The sequence below is a fragment of the Mycobacterium sp. NGS67 genome, assembly GCF_059812185.1.
Window position 1 is genome coordinate 185,712 of the sequence record NZ_JCALCF010000008.1, and the last position, 15,875, is coordinate 201,586.

At 65.3% G+C, this 15,875-nt stretch carries 18 protein-coding genes; 5 read left to right on the forward strand and 13 right to left on the reverse strand.

Going from position 1 to position 15,875, the window contains the following annotated elements:
* Positions 1 to 191 precede the first annotated feature (191 nt).
* The 4 genes from AC5Y4D_RS10090 to AC5Y4D_RS10105 form a co-directional block, all read right to left on the reverse strand.
* Positions 192 to 1,091 carry an NAD(P)-dependent oxidoreductase gene (locus tag AC5Y4D_RS10090; protein ID WP_500037085.1) on the reverse strand — a complete coding sequence of 300 codons (900 nt, stop codon included), beginning with the start codon at positions 1,089 to 1,091 and terminating at the stop codon, positions 192 to 194.
* A gap of 4 nt (positions 1,092 to 1,095) precedes the next feature.
* Positions 1,096 to 1,476, reverse strand: coding sequence for a carboxymuconolactone decarboxylase family protein (locus AC5Y4D_RS10095; RefSeq protein WP_500037086.1), 381 nt, complete (start codon positions 1,474 to 1,476; stop codon positions 1,096 to 1,098).
* 110 nt (positions 1,477 to 1,586) lie between these two features.
* Positions 1,587 to 1,994, reverse strand: a complete 408-nt coding sequence (locus AC5Y4D_RS10100) for a DUF4189 domain-containing protein (RefSeq protein ID WP_500037087.1) — start codon at positions 1,992 to 1,994, stop codon at positions 1,587 to 1,589.
* Positions 1,995 to 2,133: 139 nt separating this feature from the next.
* Positions 2,134 to 3,270, reverse strand: coding sequence for a phosphotransferase (locus AC5Y4D_RS10105; RefSeq protein ID WP_500037088.1), 1,137 nt, complete (start codon positions 3,268 to 3,270; stop codon positions 2,134 to 2,136).
* A 135-nt stretch (positions 3,271 to 3,405) separates the two neighbouring features.
* On the opposite strand from AC5Y4D_RS10105, the gene AC5Y4D_RS10110 reads away from it, so the two are divergent.
* The 3 genes from AC5Y4D_RS10110 to AC5Y4D_RS10120 are packed head-to-tail and all read left to right on the forward strand — an operon-like array spanning position 3,406 to position 6,186.
* Positions 3,406 to 4,251: an SDR family oxidoreductase gene (locus tag AC5Y4D_RS10110; RefSeq protein WP_500037089.1), complete on the forward strand. Its 846-nt coding sequence runs from the start codon at positions 3,406 to 3,408 to the stop codon at positions 4,249 to 4,251.
* A 37-nt stretch (positions 4,252 to 4,288) separates the two neighbouring features.
* A complete protein-coding gene (locus AC5Y4D_RS10115) occupies positions 4,289 to 4,900 on the forward strand; it encodes a nitroreductase family protein (RefSeq protein ID WP_500037117.1) in 612 nt (203 codons plus the stop codon).
* Between the two features lie 17 nt (positions 4,901 to 4,917).
* Positions 4,918 to 6,186, forward strand: a complete 1,269-nt coding sequence (locus AC5Y4D_RS10120; protein ID WP_500037090.1) for an amidohydrolase family protein — start codon at positions 4,918 to 4,920, stop codon at positions 6,184 to 6,186.
* On the opposite strand, the gene AC5Y4D_RS10125 is transcribed toward AC5Y4D_RS10120, so the two are convergent.
* Genes AC5Y4D_RS10125 through AC5Y4D_RS10135 form a run of 3 tightly spaced genes read right to left on the reverse strand, consistent with a single transcriptional unit; the run spans position 6,150 to position 8,754 of the window.
* Positions 6,150 to 7,169: an NAD-dependent epimerase/dehydratase family protein gene (locus AC5Y4D_RS10125; RefSeq protein ID WP_500037091.1), complete on the reverse strand. Its 1,020-nt coding sequence runs from the start codon at positions 7,167 to 7,169 to the stop codon at positions 6,150 to 6,152. The two genes, AC5Y4D_RS10120 and AC5Y4D_RS10125, sit on opposite strands and share 37 nt — an antisense overlap.
* Entirely contained in the window at positions 7,166 to 8,263 is a 1,098-nt protein-coding gene (locus AC5Y4D_RS10130; RefSeq protein ID WP_500037092.1) for an NAD-dependent epimerase/dehydratase family protein, read from the reverse strand. Before AC5Y4D_RS10130 ends, AC5Y4D_RS10125 begins: the two co-directional genes overlap by 4 nt.
* Positions 8,260 to 8,754, reverse strand: a complete 495-nt coding sequence (locus AC5Y4D_RS10135) for a nuclear transport factor 2 family protein (protein WP_500037093.1) — start codon at positions 8,752 to 8,754, stop codon at positions 8,260 to 8,262. Before AC5Y4D_RS10135 ends, AC5Y4D_RS10130 begins: the two co-directional genes overlap by 4 nt.
* Before the next feature lie 99 nt (positions 8,755 to 8,853).
* Here AC5Y4D_RS10135 and AC5Y4D_RS10140 point away from each other — a divergent pair, with 99 nt between their 5' ends.
* Positions 8,854 to 9,864: an acyl-CoA dehydrogenase family protein gene (locus tag AC5Y4D_RS10140; protein ID WP_500037094.1), complete on the forward strand. Its 1,011-nt coding sequence runs from the start codon at positions 8,854 to 8,856 to the stop codon at positions 9,862 to 9,864.
* A complete protein-coding gene (locus AC5Y4D_RS10145) occupies positions 9,848 to 11,023 on the forward strand; it encodes an acyl-CoA dehydrogenase family protein (protein ID WP_500037095.1) in 1,176 nt (391 codons plus the stop codon). Before AC5Y4D_RS10140 ends, AC5Y4D_RS10145 begins: the two co-directional genes overlap by 17 nt.
* A gap of 120 nt (positions 11,024 to 11,143) precedes the next feature.
* Here AC5Y4D_RS10145 and AC5Y4D_RS10150 read toward each other — a convergent pair whose 3' ends face one another.
* The 6 genes from AC5Y4D_RS10150 to AC5Y4D_RS10175 all read right to left on the reverse strand — a co-directional run bounded on the left by AC5Y4D_RS10150 (position 11,144) and on the right by AC5Y4D_RS10175 (position 15,709).
* Entirely contained in the window at positions 11,144 to 11,746 is a 603-nt protein-coding gene (locus tag AC5Y4D_RS10150) for a hypothetical protein (protein ID WP_500037118.1), read from the reverse strand.
* 23 nt (positions 11,747 to 11,769) lie between these two features.
* On the reverse strand, positions 11,770 to 12,489 hold the full coding sequence (locus AC5Y4D_RS10155) for an Rv1363c family protein (RefSeq protein WP_500037119.1): 720 nt from the start codon (positions 12,487 to 12,489) through the stop codon (positions 11,770 to 11,772).
* Positions 12,490 to 12,812: 323 nt separating this feature from the next.
* The gene (locus tag AC5Y4D_RS10160) at positions 12,813 to 13,211 is read right to left on the reverse strand and encodes a hypothetical protein (protein ID WP_499946445.1); all 399 of its coding nucleotides are present in this window, start codon (positions 13,209 to 13,211) and stop codon (positions 12,813 to 12,815) included.
* Between the two features lie 185 nt (positions 13,212 to 13,396).
* Positions 13,397 to 14,776 carry a cytochrome P450 gene (locus AC5Y4D_RS10165; protein ID WP_499946409.1) on the reverse strand — a complete coding sequence of 460 codons (1,380 nt, stop codon included), beginning with the start codon at positions 14,774 to 14,776 and terminating at the stop codon, positions 13,397 to 13,399.
* Positions 14,777 to 14,796: 20 nt separating this feature from the next.
* Positions 14,797 to 14,991, reverse strand: a complete 195-nt coding sequence (locus AC5Y4D_RS10170; RefSeq protein ID WP_499946408.1) for a ferredoxin — start codon at positions 14,989 to 14,991, stop codon at positions 14,797 to 14,799.
* A 16-nt stretch (positions 14,992 to 15,007) separates the two neighbouring features.
* Positions 15,008 to 15,709, reverse strand: coding sequence for an SDR family NAD(P)-dependent oxidoreductase (locus AC5Y4D_RS10175; protein WP_499946407.1), 702 nt, complete (start codon positions 15,707 to 15,709; stop codon positions 15,008 to 15,010).
* Between the last annotated feature and the right edge of the window lie 166 nt (positions 15,710 to 15,875).

Consider the following 15,875-nt stretch of genomic DNA (forward strand, 5'->3'; position numbering starts at 1 on the left):
TCCGGCACCGGCGGGACCAGGCTCGGCCAGGTCATATGATAGACAACCTAACATTCGGCCTCGCCATCCCTCAACGGATTTCCGGTAAGCATTTCGGTTACTCATCTGTCCAGGTAGCAGCACATTTTATGGCTCGCCTGCAAGTGTAGTTCTTCTCAGCGGATAATAACATTCTCGGCGTCGGATGTAACTTATTGCGGGGGCTCCGCCGCCTCGACGGTGATGCCTGCCGCTTGTTCGAACGGCTTGATGACCGCGGTGAAGTCGGAGTCGAATCCCTGGTGGCGGGCGGCGGCCTCCCACAGCTGTCCGACGGCGTCGGCCAGGTCGGTCGGCACCCCCAGCGCGCGTGCTTCCTCCAGGTAGAGCCGGACGTCCTTGACCATCAGCCCGGTGGCGAACCCGTAATCGAAGGTGCGCGGCAGGATCGCCCGGGGGAACTTGTCCCGGCTGGCGCTGGTGCCGCCCGAACCGGCGTTGAGCACCTCGATCATCACCGCCGGGTCCAGGCCCGCCTTGACCCCCATCACCACCACTTCTGCCGTGGCGACCAGCACATTGGCCGCCAGGATGTTGTTCGCCAGCTTCATGGTCTGCCCGGCGCCGGGTTTGGCGCCGATGTAGAAGGAACGGCCGAGCGTCTCGAGCACGCCGGCGACGGCGTCGAAGGCTTCCCGTGGGCCCGACACCATCAGCGCCAGCGTGCCGCGCTCGGCGCCGCCGACGCCACCGCTGACCGGGCTGTCGATGACGACGATGTCGCGACGGGCAAGAAGCTCGTGGATCCGCAGCGCGGTGTGGCTGCCGGTGGTGGACAGGTCGACATAGTGTCTGACTCGCGAGCCCTCGATGACCCCGGCCGGGCCGGTGGCCACGGCGAGCGATGCGGCCGGCGTCGGCAGACTGGCCAGCACAGTCTCCGCTCTGTCGGCGACGTCCCGCGCGCAGGAGGCCGTCTGGGCGCCGAGGGCCGCGACCCGCTCGAGAGCGATGGCGCTGGTGTCGAAGGCGACTATCTGGTGACCCGCTTCGGCGAGCCGACGCGCCATCGGAAATCCCATCTGGCCCAACCCGATAAAGCCGATGTCCACGGTTTCAGCTCTCGCCGAGCTCGTCGAAGATCTCCCCGGCAGCGCGGAAGCTGTCGACCGCCGCCGGAACTCCGGCGTAGATGGCGACCTGCAGGAAGATCTCGCGGATCTCCTCGCGCGTGACTCCGTTGGTCAAGGCGGCCCTGATGTGGGTGCGCAGCTCGTGCGGCCGGTTCAGCACCGAGGTCATGGCCAGGTTCAGCATGCTGCGGGTCTTGCGGCTCAGTCCGTCGCGTCCCCACACCGCGCCCCAGCAGTATTCGGTGACGAGATCCTGCAGCGGCCCGGTGAAGTCGTCTGCTTCGGCCAGTGCCTTGTCGACATAGGCCTTCCCCAGGACTTCCGAGCGGATCTGCCGTCCCCGCTGGTATGTCTCGCTGTCCAATGCCGGACTCCTTTGCGACTAGTGCGGACAGTCAGGAGTGTAGGGCCGGCGTGGCGGGTGCCCGATCCGCTTGTCGGGAAGCGGAATTCAGCGGTGCCGGGCGGACGCGGTCAGTTGCATGCCCAGTCGACCGGCCATCCGCGGCCGAGGCTACTGATGGCATGGTGCTCGGCGGCTTGGCGCGTCAGACCGATCCCGCCGTGATAGATCGTCCCGTCATGGGCAACGGCGCCGCAGCGGGTGAAGGTGCTCACCACCGTGCACGCGGCGGAGCCGCAGCGTTCCAGCGCCGCCTGCTCCGCGCCCAACTTGCTGAGATGACGTCGCGCTTTGCCGGAGGCACCGTCCGGGGAGTAGGCGATGGCGCCGTAATGGGTGAGCAATGGCGGAAGGTTGTCCGGCGGCGCGACGTGGTGCACGTGGGCGCGGGCGGGATGAATGAGCGTGACCGCGAGCGCGGCGGCCGCTACCAGGCTGGCGAGTACCAGAGCGACGCGACCCCGTTGTCGAGCCGTCATTTGTTACTCCTTCTCTTGCGATGACGGGCCGTGTGAGCGCATGTTTACCTGCACGAAACAACTGGTGCCTATCATAACCGGGCCCGGCCCAGGTTTCGAGGGTCTTCGAGGGGTCAACGTGGCAGCGGGCGGTCGCCGCTTACAGCGAAACTTTGAGCAGTGCAACGGTTTCGAGGTCGTCCAATGCGGCCACGCTGCGCCGCAGGCCCTCCAGTGCGATGTCCTCGACCTGCATCCCGCCCATCCCGGCGGTGATCAGCGCGGCCACGTATGCGTACAGCGCACCCTGGCGGAAACGCAGCCACAGCTCGTCGCGGTCCATATCGGGTCCGCCGGCCGCGGCCAGTGCACGCCGGTAGTGATCGAGCAGGTCGCGTTGCGCGGCGATGCGGTCCTGCGGCGTCAGGCTGGTCACCAGCGTGTAAGCGAGCTCGCGCGACGGGTGGCCCCGGCGCACCGCCTGCCAGTCGAGCAGCCCGGCTTTGCCGTCGCGGAAGTACACATTGCCCGGGTGTGCGTCGCCGTGCATGACGGTGTGTGGCGGCCTGTCGAGGATCGCGGCGACGGCAGGGTAGTTCTCGGCGATGAAACGTCCGTTCTCCACGGCAATGTCGGTGCGTTCGGTGAGCCGCTTGATCGAGGTGCTCATCAGCGAGCCGGTCAGCAGGGACGTGACGTCGCCAGAGGGCGTGTACAGCCAGCCCAACGGTCCGCGACCGTTGCCGGGTAGCCGCTCCCAGAACGTCGCATGCAGCTCGGCCAGCAGTTCGACGATCAGCCCGGCCTGGTCGACCGACAGCGGATGCAGGGTGTCAGGAAACTCGCACTCGTCGGCGGGCAGGTCCTCCAGGACCAGCAGATAACGGCCGGTCCACCGGTCGAAGGCGGTCCCGTATGCCGTCGGGACTCCGGTGAGCTGCGGGGCGAGCTGACTGTAGAAACGCACCTCGGTGTGGCCGAGTCGGCCCAGTTCACCCATCAACCGGGTGGCGACAGTTTGCGCCGTCAGCTTCACGAACACCGACTCCGGCACCCCGTCACCGGTCAGCGCCAGCCGCGCCCGCGACGACGTCCCCGCGTGGTTGCCCAGGACGGTGACCGTGTCGACATGGGCACCCATCACGTCGGAGAGGACAGCAGGTTCGAGCTGATCGACGTCGCGCGGCAGTCCGGCGCGACGACCGACCAGGGCGTCCGTAGCGACGCGGCCGACGCCGCGACCTAGGTGCGCGGCCAACCCGGCGGCGGAGAGTGCTTGCCGTAGCGGGTTTTTCATAGCTGTCCGTTCTTGGCTCAGGTTGGGGTGGCCGGACCCTGACTTTACAGATTTTCCCTAAACTGTCACGCTGTAGCGACCTGGTCCGACTCGTGGGACACAACTGAGGCACGTGCCAAGGAGGGGGCGGAAGCAATGAGCGGCGAATCCAGCGGGCCGCTGACCGGTCACACGGCGATCATTTCGGGTGCAAGCCGTGGCATCGGACTGGCCATCGGCCTCGGGCTCGGCCGGCTCGGGGCCAACGTGGCGCTGCTCGCCAAGACCGCCGAACCGCATCCCAAACTGCCGGGCACCGTATACACCGCGGCGCGCGAGATAGAGGAAGCCGGCGGCCGGGCGCTCGCGGTGGTGGGGGACGTCCGCAACGAAGAGGATGTCCAGCGCGCCGTCGACAACGCGGTCGGGGAGTTCGGCGGCATCGACATCTGCGTCAACAACGCCAGCGCCATCGCCACCGAAGGCACCGAATCGCTGTCGGCCAAGAAGTTCGACCTGATGCAGGACATCAATATCCGTGGCACCTTCTTGCTGACCAAAGCCAGCCTCCCGCACCTGCGACGATCACAGAATCCGCATGTCCTGACGATCGCGCCGCCGTTGAACCTGAGCCCGCACTGGCTCGGGGCGCATCCCTCCTACACCCTGTCCAAATACGGCATGACCCTGTTGTCGCTGGGCTGGGCAGCCGAATATGCCGACGCCGGAATAGCTTTCAACTGCCTGTGGCCCGAGACCTACATCGCCACCGCCGCCGTCGCCAATTCCCCGACCGCCGAGACGGAACTCGCCAGATCGCGCGACCCGGCGATCATGGCGGATGCGGCGGTCGAGATCGTGACCCGGCCCGCCCGGTCCAGCACTGGCGAGTGCCTGATCGATGCCGACGTATTGCGCCAAGCGGGCAAGTCCGACCTGAGCCGGTACGGCGGTGGAACCGACCCGATCCTGGATCTGTTCCTGGACCCGAGGAAGCCGTGACGCAGTGACGCAGTCAAGCGATGACATCTGGGAGGTGATGTCGACCGCTCGCACCATCCGGCGTTTCACCGACCAGCCCGTCGACGACGCCACGCTGACCCGGTGTCTCGACGCGGCCAGGTGGGCGCCATCGGGTGCCAACGCGCAGGGGTGGCGGTTTGTCGTGTTGCGTTCACCCGAACAGCGTGCCGTGGTGGCCAAGGCGGCGGCACAGGCGCTGCAGGTGATCGAACCCGTCTACGGCATGAGCCGGCCGAATCCCGACGATCACAGCCGCCGCGCCCGAACCAACCGCGCGACCTACGAATTGCACGACCGGGCAGGCGAATTCACGTCCGTGCTGTTCGCGCAGATCCACTACCCGACGGCGTCGGAGCTGCTGCTCGGCGGTTCGATCTTCCCGGCCATGCAGAACTTCCTGCTGGCCGCCCGCGCCCAGGGTCTGGGCGCCTGCATGACCAGTTGGGCGTCTTACGGCGGGGAGCAACTGCTGCGCGACGCGGTGGGGGTACCTGACAACTGGATGCTGGCCGGGCACATCGTGATCGGCTGGCCGGCAGGCAGACACGGGCCGGTACGGCGCCGCCCGCTCGCCGAGGCCGTCGACCTGGACCACTGGGACGGTCCGGCCGATCAACTACTGGCCTGATAGAGGAGAGTGTTTACATGCATGTCGACGACATGATTCTGGTGAGCATCGACGACCACGTCGTCGAACCCCCCGACATGTTCCTGCGCCACGTCCCGGCCAAGTACAAGCCCGAGGCGCCGATCGTGGTGACCGACGACAAGGGCGTCGATCAATGGATGTACCAGGGCAGGCCGCAGGGCGTCAGCGGACTGAACGCCGTGGTGTCCTGGCCCGCCGAGGAGTGGGGCCGCGACCCGGCGGGCTTCGCCGAGATGCGCCCGGGCGTGTACGACGTGCACGAGCGGGTGCGCGACATGAACCGCAACGGAATCCTCGCGTCGATGTGCTTCCCGACGTTCACCGGGTTCTCCGCACGCCATCTCAACATGCACCGCGAGGAGGTCACGTTGGTGATGGTGTCCGCCTACAACGACTGGCACATCGACGAATGGGCCGGTTCCTATCCGGACCGCTTCATCCCCATCGCCATCCTGCCGACCTGGAACGTCGACGCGATGTGCGCGGAGATCCGCCGAGTGGCCGCCAAGGGTTGTCGCGCGGTCACGATGCCGGAACTGCCGCACCTGGAAGGTCTGCCGAGCTACCACGACGAGGAGTACTGGGGTCCGGTTTTCCGGACGCTGTCGGAACACAACGTGGTGATGTGCCTGCATATCGGCACCGGCTTCGGAGCAATCAGCATGGCGCCCAACGCCCCCATCGACAACCTGATCATCCTGGCCACCCAGATCTCGGCAATGTGTGCCCAGGATCTGCTGTGGGGACCGGCGATGCGCAACTATCCCGACCTGAAGTTCGCCTTCTCCGAAGGCGGAATCGGTTGGATCCCTTTCTATCTGGACCGCAGTGATCGGCACTACACCAACCAGAAGTGGCTGCGTCGCGACTTCGGTGACAAGCTGCCCAGCGACGTGTTCCGCGAGCACTCGTTGGCCTGCTACGTCACCGACAAGACGTCGTTGAAGTTGCGCCACGAGATCGGCATCGACATCATCGCCTGGGAATGCGACTACCCGCACTCGGACTGCTTCTGGCCCGACGCCCCGGAGCAGGTACTGGCCGAACTCGACGCCGTCGGTGCCGACGACGTCGACATCGACAAGATCACCTGGCAGAACTCCTGCCGCTTCTTCGGCTGGGATCCATTCGCCCGCAAGCCCAAAGCCGAAGCCACTGTGGGCGCGCTGCGGGCCGGCGCCGCCGACGTCGACGTGTCGATCCGGCCGCGGGCCGAATGGGCGCGACGCTACGAGGAGAAGCTGGCAGGGTCCGCCATTGAGTGACGCGCTGATTGCGCCGCGAAGAATCGCGCGGCCTTGACGATCGAGTCCTCGACCGGCTCGGGCTGCCAACCCAATTCGCGCTCGGCCTTGCTGTGGTCCAGCGGAGACATCAGCTCCGCCATGCGGGTTCCGACGTAGGCGAACGGGAGGTCGCGGTCCAGCAGCCGGGCGGCGACGTCGTTGATGCGTGACATGACACGCAGCATCGGCATCGGGATCGGGATCCGCGGTGGACGCCGGCCGACGGCGCGGGCGGCGATCGCGTGCAATTCCTTGGTGCTGATGTAGCGGTCGGAGATGATGTAACGCTCCCCATTTCGGCCCTTGTCGGCCGCGAGAAGCATTGCCCGCGCGGCATCTTCGATGCCGACCACCTCCAGCGAGAAGCCCATGTAGAACGGCAACTTGCCGGTGGCCACCCGGGCGATGGCTCCGCCGTGTGGCGTCGGCGCGTGGTCGCGCGGTCCGTAGGTGGTGGAGATGCACATCGCGACGGCCGGCAGACCGCGTTCGCGGGCGTATCCCAGGACCAGGTTCTCGGCGGCCACCCGGGATTCGATGTAGGCGCCGCCGTCGTCCCAGTTGTGCGGATCGGCTTCGGTGACCACGCGGTGGTCGTTGATCGCCAATGTTCCGGTACTGCTGGTGAATACGAATTTGCGCAGATCCGCGGCCAACGCCGCGTCCAGCACGTGCCGCAGGCCCTCGACGTTGGTGCGGAACAACGGCGCGGGGTCGCGCAGCCACATGCGCGCGTCGACGACGCAGTAATAGACGACGTCGCATCCTTCCATGGCCGCCTGCAGTGCCTCATCGTCGAAAACATCGCCGTAGCAACGCTCTACGGTCAGATCGTCGATGCCTTTGGTGGAACTGGTCTTCCGCAACATGACCCGCACGTCTTCGCCGGCTTCGACGAGTTGGCGGGTGACGTGCGAGCCCAGAAAGCCACTGGCTCCGATGACCAGTTTCTTCGGTTTCATGACGGATTGGCCAGCGCGCCTTGGCCGTACTTGGCGGCGATCATCTGCCACGGGTCGGCGTAGGGTCCGCGGCGTTCCCTCCTGTCGAGCAGCTTGAAGTACCCGCGCAATCCCACCCGGATCACCGGCCCCAGCGCCTTGAGCAGCAAGCGGCGACGACCCATCGACTCGGCGACATAGGCGACGGTCTCGGGCCAGTCGTGTTCCTGAAACTGAAGCAGCGCTTGGGATTCGGTGGTGTCGAACCAGCCGGTGAAACCCCAGCCGCGGTCGTCGTCCGGATTGCCGGGGAAACCGATCGACGGGCCCAGTCGGCCGAGGCCGACGGCGGCCATCAAGTCGTCCTGCATCTGGCTCATCGTGAGGACACAGGTTTCGTCACCGGCGATAATCAGCACCTTGCCGTCGACCGCATCCCGACGGTCGACCGCATTGGCGAAGGCCAGCGCGACGTCTCGGGCGTCGGTCGCATGCATCCGGTTGTCGACGGGTGTGGAGCGCACCAGCACCAGGTAGTCGCCGTCGAAGCTGGCGGCGCCATCGGGTGAGACGATCGCTGCCAAGCGCAAGATCGCGTGCGGCAGCGAGCTTTCGGTGATGACCTGCTCGGCCAGAACTTTGTCCTCGCCGTACTGGTCGATCGGGTTGATCGGGGTGTCGGCGGTGATCCGTTCGGGGTGGCGGTGCGGGTTGCGGGAGCCGTAAACCGCTGCGCTGGAGGCGAATACGAACAGCGACGGCTCGTTCAGTGCCTGCGCGGCGGTCACCAGATTCCGGGTGCCGCCGACGTTGATCTTGCGGGCCAGTCCGGGGTTGCGGTACGAGGGCGGTGCGACCAGAGCCGCGAGGTGCACGATCGCGTCGGGTTGATGGCGGCCGACTACGGCGGCGACGGCGGCGGCATCGGTGAGATCGGTGTGTTCGGTGATCAGCGTGCCCGGATGTCCGGCCTCGGTGAGTGCGGCGGCGGTGGCGGTTGCGTTGTCGCCGGGCAGATCCATTGCGATCACCGTCCGGCCGCGGCGCAGCAGGATTTCGCAGGTTCTCCTGCCGACCTGCCCGAAAGCGCCGGTGACGACGACTGTTTCACTCATTTCTCGAACCTCCGGGCCAGTGCGGCTCCGGCGTCGCGTAGCCGCGGTGAAATGCGCACGGAGAACAGTGGATTGAACACGTCCTCACGCAACCGGGTCAGGGTCGAGGACTTGATCAGCCATCCGGCGTCGGTCTTCTCGTAGGTTTCGTGATAGTGCCCGTAGCCCTCGAGGTTGATGCCCGGGCGCAGCCGGACCACGTCCTGCAACGCCCAGATCCCGGTCGCGGACGTCGCGGTCGTCAGCTCGATTTCCGGTGCGTGCACCTGGTGCACGGTGGGGTTGTCGCCCAACATGCCGCGGACGTAGGACACGAACTCGTCGGCTCCGGTAATCAGCTTTCCGCCCGACGGGGAGGTATCGCTGACGAAGTCGTCGGTGAAGAGCCGCCGCCAGTCGTCCCAGCGTTTGGTGTCCAGATAGCGGCAGTAGCGGGCCTTGAGCTGCTTTATCGCCTCGATCTGCACCAGCACGGCGGCGGTGTCCAGCATCTGGCCCCCTCGCGTAAGTCGTAACCGGTTTTGAGATTACTACTTCCCTCAAAGAGAATGTTATTCTCGCGAGACAATCCGGACGGGAGGCGCCCCGCGATGCTCTTGGAGTTCGATGCTGATCAGCGGCTGTGGCAGGACACGGTGCGCGATGTCGTCACCAAGCAATGTCCGCCGTCGCTGGTGCGCAGCGTGGCGGAAGAGGATGCCGACACCGAGCCCATCTGGGGACCGTTGTGGAAGCTGTACCGGGAACTCGGCTGGACCGAGCTGAACGAGCAGGACAGCGCGGTCGAGCTGGCCATCGTGGTCGAAGAGCTCGGCCACGCCACCGACCCGACCCCGTTCCTGGCGACCATGAGTCAGTTCGCGCCGCTGGCGGGGGACCGCTTCGACCCGAATGAATCCGGAACGGCGGTGTACAGCGGGGTTTCCGTGCGCCGCGATGCCGACGGCTGGGTGCTGGACGGCACCGCACGGCACGTGCTGGACGGCGACCGGGTCGACCGGGTTGCGGTGGTGACCGAGGCAGGGGTGTTCCTCACCGATGCCAATCAGCTTGTGGCGCGGCGCGAGTCGGTGTTCGATCCCGTCCTGCATGTGGCGGACCTGTCCTTCCACGAGGTCCAGGTCCCCGACAGCGACCGTCTGGCCGTCGACGCCGAGCGCGCGCGTCACGTCGCGCTGACCGGAATGGCCATCACGATGGTCGGTGCCTGCCAACGCATCCTGGACATGGTGCTCGAGCATGTCCGCAGCCGCCATCAGTTCGGAGTTCCCATCGGCTCGTTCCAGGCCGTGCAGCACAAGGCGGCCGACATGCACGTCGCGGTGCAGCGGGCCCGGGCACTGTCCTACTTCGCCGCGCTGACCATCTCCGCCGACGACCCGCGGCGGCGGTTGGCCGCAGCGATGGCCAAGGCGTCGGCCGGTGAGTGCCAGTCGCTGGTGTTCCGGCACGGCTTACAACTGCACGGCGCAATGGGTTTCACCTGGGAGAACGACGTGCAGTTCGCGCTCAAGCGGGCCAAGGCGGGAGAACTGATGCTCGGTGGCGCGGCGGAGCATCGGGCCCAGATCGCCGAGGAGTACCGTGCAGCTGACTTTTGATTCCGACGTCGAGCAGTTCCGCGCGGAGTTCTCGGCGTTCCTGGACGAAAACCTGCCGGACGCAAGCGAAACCGTGGAGCGGCCGCGCTCGGTGTCACACATGCCGGGCTGGGCGCGGCGGTGGCAACGGCTGCTGTTCGACAACGGTTGGCTGCTGCCCACCCAACCTCCGGAGTTCGGTGGACGCAATGCGAGCGTGCTGCAGCAGTACGTGTACCTCGAGGAGTTGTGCCGGCGCCGCATCTACCACAGTCTGAACCCCCAGGGCGTGAATATCGTTGCGGCATCGCTGATTTCGTTCGGCAACGAGGAACAGAAGCAGCGCTGGGCGGTGCCGATCCTGCGCGCGGAGATCACCGCGTCACTGGGCATGAGCGAGCCGAGCGCGGGTTCGGACCTGGCATCGCTGCGCACCCGCGCGGTGCGCGACGGTGACCACTTCGTGGTCAACGGGCAAAAGGTGTGGACGTCCGGCGCGCACGACGCCGACGTCCTGCTGACATTCGTCCGCACCGACCCCGACGCGCCAAAACACAAGGGCATCAGCGCCTTGGTGATCCCCACCGACACCGAGGGCGTGGTGTGCCGGCCTTTCCCGTCGGTCTGCGCCGCCGACGACCTGGACTTCAACGAGGTGTTCTTCACCGACGCGCACGTGCCCGCGGAAAACCTGGTCGGGGAGCTCAACCAGGGCTGGCGGGTGGCCAACGGTTCGCTCGGGCACGAACGCACGATGATGTGGCTGGGTTTCGCCGACCGGATGGACAACATGCTCACCGACTTCCGGCCCACGTCGGCACTGGACCGCGACCAGTACGCGTCCACGATCATGGACAAGCAGGCGCTGCGGTTGCTGGGCTCGGTCGCGCTGGCCCGCGCGTCGCGCGGTGAGGACGACACGTCGGCGATCTCGGTGCTGAAACTCCTTGGCTCCGAAGCCGAATTGCGGATCTCCGAGTATGCGTTGGCGGCCGCGGGCGGCGACGGGCTCGTTCATCCTGGGTTGACCGGGCCGTACGCGCCGATGAACCTCGACCACTATTTCGCGAGTTGGTTCGAGCGCTACGCGCGCAGCTTCTCCGGCACCATCGCCGGGGGCACCTCGGAGATTCAGCGCAACATAATCGCCCAGCGGGTGCTCGGCCTCCCAAGAGGTTAGGAGCTCCCGCGAGCAGGGGCACCTCCCGCGAGCAGGGGCACCTCCCGCGAGCAGACGCAAAAGCCCCTCATTTCGGCACGAAATGGGGGCTTTTGCGTCTGCTCGCGGGTGATCGCGAGGCTAGACCGGGTCGAACTTGGTGATCAGCCAGCTGCCATTGACCCGGATCAAGCTCACCAACACGCTGCTGGCCGTCATCGACGGATCGGGCCTGTCCTTGCTCGTGGTGCTCTGGTCGACGTACACCAGGACCACCGCTGAATCCGGGTGCAACTCCGACACGGCGGCCCGGACCACATGGGCGGTAGTTTTCAGCGACTTTTCTTTCGCCGCCGGAGCCACGATCTGCTCGGTGAATTGGTTGTAGTAAGACAGGAAATCCCCGGAGAGGTGCAACTTGGCATTGGCAAAGTCTTTGTCCAGCGACTCGGGTGAGTAGGAGAGCAGCGCAACTGTTCCCTCTGATGCCGCGGTCACGACGGTCTGGGCGACGCTACGGTCGGTCTGTCGGTTCGGCTGATAGCGCGCGAAATACAACCATGTCGCCACGCCGGCGGATGTCAGCAGAAGCAAAACCACGGCCACGGTGACGACGTTGACCTTGCGCAGCCTCGGCGCCCGGTCACGTTGTTCGCGCTTTTTTGATTCGACGGCGACCTCATCTTCGGTTGCCTCCGCATCGCCGTCGACAACCTCTGCGGTGTCGGTGCTTTCGGGGGTCAGACGACTTTCGCGGTCTTCACTGGTCACGCGACGAACTCCAACTTCGACATTTTGAACTGTCCGCCTTCTTCGGTCACGGTCACCCGGAGCCGCCACACGCGTGGTTCGTCCTTGGCGCCCGCGGCGTTGGTGATTCGCGATGTCGCCGCGACCAATACCGATGCGGAATGCTCTTCCATGGATTCGACGGCCGTTGCGTTTATGGTGCCCTGGGTGACCACTTTGGACTGCTCGACCACCGACACGAAATCCTTTGCACGCTGCTGAAAGTCGTCTTTGAACTCGCCGGTGGAGCTGTCGAGCAAGCGCTGGACGTCTTCTTTGGCGTGATTGAAGTCCAAGGAGGTCATGTTGACGACGCCCTGCTTCGCTCCGGCGACGAAGTTCGCCGCCCGCTGCTGTCGCGTGGCGGCGTCATGTTCGTACCAAAGGATGTAACCGCTGGCGCCGACGAATGCGCAGCTGAGGATGATCGCGATCACTCTGAAAACCGTTGACAGCGAAGGCAACCGGCGTGCCAGCCGAGCCCGCCGCGATGCCGGCTCCGCAGCTTCGAGCGCCTCGTCGCCCTCCGGATCGGACTCTTCTCCATCTTTCGCGTCCCGGTCGGCTTCGATGGCCTCGGCTTCCAACTCGGCGTCGGTAGTCTCGACCTCGGCGTCGGTAGTCTCGACCTCGGCTTCGGCGGTGCCGGCCTCGGCTTGGGTGGTTTCGGCTTCGGCCGTCTCGTCGCTCGCCAGCATTTCGCGCCGTAGCCGGGCGGCGCGGGCACGCGCACGAGCGGCGGCGGCTAACGCTTCGGCTTCGGCGGCCTCTGCCTCGGCTTCCTCGAGCAACGCCATCGCATCGGCCTTCGATGTGGCCGAATCTTCCGGGGGTGGCTTCGCTTCACCCTCGAGCTTCCCGAGCTTCACCTTCGGCATCGACTGAACTCCGGTATCACTGTTATTGGCATTTCTGCACATTCGCGGTCGAAAGAGCGCCCATCGAGAGGCGATCGGGCTGGCATGTGCGTCTACCCGGCTTCAGCACGGGAATCGGTTCCCGCAGGGTATGGCGTTCGCGGCTACCCCCATCGCACCAGCGTGAACGGATAAGTGTCTGTGCCCCCCGGGCTGCCCCCGCAGCCGGTGTCGTAGGTGGTGACCAGCTCACCGCTCAAGGTAGCTTCATCCCACGAATAGACATCATGCGACGGAAGGAACTGGACCACGCAGCGCACACCATCCGGCACATCGACCGCCATGGTGTAGCGGCCGTTGGACAGGTGAGCATCTGCCTGGTACCACGCCGCTTGCCCGTTGGGTTGTGGTATTCCGCCGATGGTCAGGCATCCCGGTGCGCGACTGATGCACGGCCGGACCGCCCAAAGCCAGTTGTGGCCGCGATCCCGGTCCGTGTTCGCCATGTAGGTGCCGACCAGCATGTCCGCGTGAGCGGTCGGCGTAAGAGTCACTGCGGCCATGGCGATCAGCAGGGCAAGCGCGTGGGTTACTGCGAAAGTCTTCACCGATGCGTCTCCGATCCGTAGTGCACGCGCTCGGACTGAATATAGAGCGCGGTCACGCTGCCCACGCCTACTCCGAAAAATCGCGCTCGTCAACGGACCCGCTTCCAGGTGGACAGCGAGATGTCGGAGGGTGAGGCAGCTCAAACGATGACCGCGGCTTCTTTGCGCTCGGTGACCGGGCGGGCCAATTCCTGCTCTTCGCAAATACGTTGCAGCTTATCCAGTGTCTCCTCCAGGCCGGCGCCGACCTTGCGGCCAGGGGTGAAGGTGGCCGGCAGGTGGCGCATGCCTTGGATGACCCCGATGCTTTCGTAGTGGACTGCCCCGTCGGGATCACAGCGGTAGTCCGGCATCCGGTGTAAGACCGCGGTCAGCATCGACTTGAAGACGGTACGCGCCACGTTGGATCCGACGCAGCGGTGCACCCCGATACCGAAGCTGAAGTGTCGGTTGCCTTTACGGTCCAGTACGACCGTGTCCGGTTCGGCGAAGACCGACGGGTCGCGATTGGCCATGGCCCACGAGATCCACAGTCGCTCGCCTTCTTTGAACTCGTGCCCGTTGACTTCGACATCGTCGGAAAATGTCCGGCCGTCGCCGGGGGCGGGGGTGAAAAAGCGCAGGAACTCCTCGGTCGCTGGGTCGAGCAGAGTATCGAGGTTGTCGTGCAGGCGTTTTCGCTCGTCAGGGTGCTCCGAAAGCCATTCCAGCGAGTGGGCGGTCAACGCCGTCGTGGTGTCGAAGCCGCCGCCGATAACCAGGCCCAGGTTGCCGAGGATCTCCAGATCCGGTGCCGGCTCGTCGTCGATCCGCATCTGCAGCAGTCCGTTGACGATGCCGGGGCGCGGATTCTCGCGGATCTCGAGCATGTTGTTGACCATGTCGAGCCCCATCTCCCGATGCATCGCGGTGACGCGTTCGATGTCGGGGGAGTGCTCCGGGGTGTAGACGGCGGCGTGCACCGGCTCGCTGTACATCTTCCACTTCTCGAGCGGGATTCCCAGCATCGCCAGTGTCAGGACCGCGGGCACGATGTTGGCCAGATCGTCGACGAAATCGATGTGGCCGGACTCGATCTTCTCATCCAGGCAGGCGCGGGTGACGTCGTCGACGAAGGGTACCCAGCGCTTGACCGCTGCCGGGGACAGATATGGGTTCAATACGGTCCGGTAAGTGCGGTGTTCGGGGTCGTCCATTTCCAGGATGCCGCCCCGGACAGCGCTCACGCGACTGGCGGTCGGAATAGAAATGCCCTTGTAGCCACGCCGTTCGCCATGGATGTCGTGGTCGTTGGAGACCGCCGGGCAGCGGGCGAGTTCGAATACCTCGTTGCTGCCGGCGGCGACCCAGTGCCCGCCGTAGGTGTCGGTCCATGCCATGGGGCACTTGGCGTGCATTTCCTCGGTGATCGACTTGAATTGCGACCGGTATTCCGGCGAGTGCCGATCGAAGTGATATCGGTTCTTCTTGCGGGCACCGTCGGTGGTAACTAACTCATCAACATTGTCATCCACACTCAAAGCGCTGTCTCCCTTAGCCTTTAGTCGGTCAGGATGATGGCCTGCTCCGGGCAGGACTGGGCGGCTTCTCGTACCTGGTCCAGCTGATCCTCGGGTACCTCTTCGCTGACTGCCGACGCGCTGCCGTCGAGGTCGCTGAGTTCAAACGAGTCCGGCGCGATCATCGAGCACAACGTGTGACCCTGGCAGCGTTCGGAATCGACCCGAACTTTCATCGCTTCTCCTCCTTGCTCAGGTGTTCCGACCGCCGTTGACTCCCAGGATCTGGCCAGTGATGTAACCGGCCTCCTCGGAGATCAGAAAGGCACATGCCGAGGCGATGTCTTCCGGCTTGCCGATACGGCGTACTGGCGTCCTGGCGATGTTCTGCTCGATGTCGCCCAGGAACCCGTTCGCCTCGGCGCTGCGCAGCATCGGCGTGTCGATGAAGCCCGGTGGCACCGCGTTGACTGTGATGCCGCTCGGGCCGTACTCGAGTGCCAATGACTTGGTGAGGCCGTTGACGGCGGACTTCGCCGCCACGTAGTGCGACATATAGGGAGTGCCCGAATGGGTGCTCGACGACGAGATGTTGACGATGCGTCCCCATCCGGCTTCCACCATGTCCGGCAATACCGCCTGGATGGTGTGGAACACGCCATGGAGGTTGACGTTGATCACCTTCTGCCAATCCTCGAAGGTGATATTGGTAAAGCGCTTGAATCCGTCCAGGCCGGCGGCGTTGACCAGGATCGTCACCGGGCCGAGTCGGTCGCGGATCGCCGACAGCGCCTCGTCCACCTGCGAGCGGTCGGTGACGTCGGCGGTAAAGCCCAAGTCATCCTCGGACGGTTTGAGATCGATTGCCGCGACGTTCAGGCCGTCGGCGCGCAGGCGTTTGACGACGGCCAATCCGATACCGGACCCGCCGCCCGTCACCACCGCGGTCTTCACCGGGCATCCTCGCGCAGCAACTTCAGAAGCCCTTGGCGCGCTGCCGTCTCAGTCACAAAGAATCTCCCTTGCAATTATGAGAATCGTACTCTCGGGTCAACGGCGCCTGCAAGTGGATCGGAATACCCTAGCCAACCAGCGACTAGACAGGTGTCGAGAGTACCTT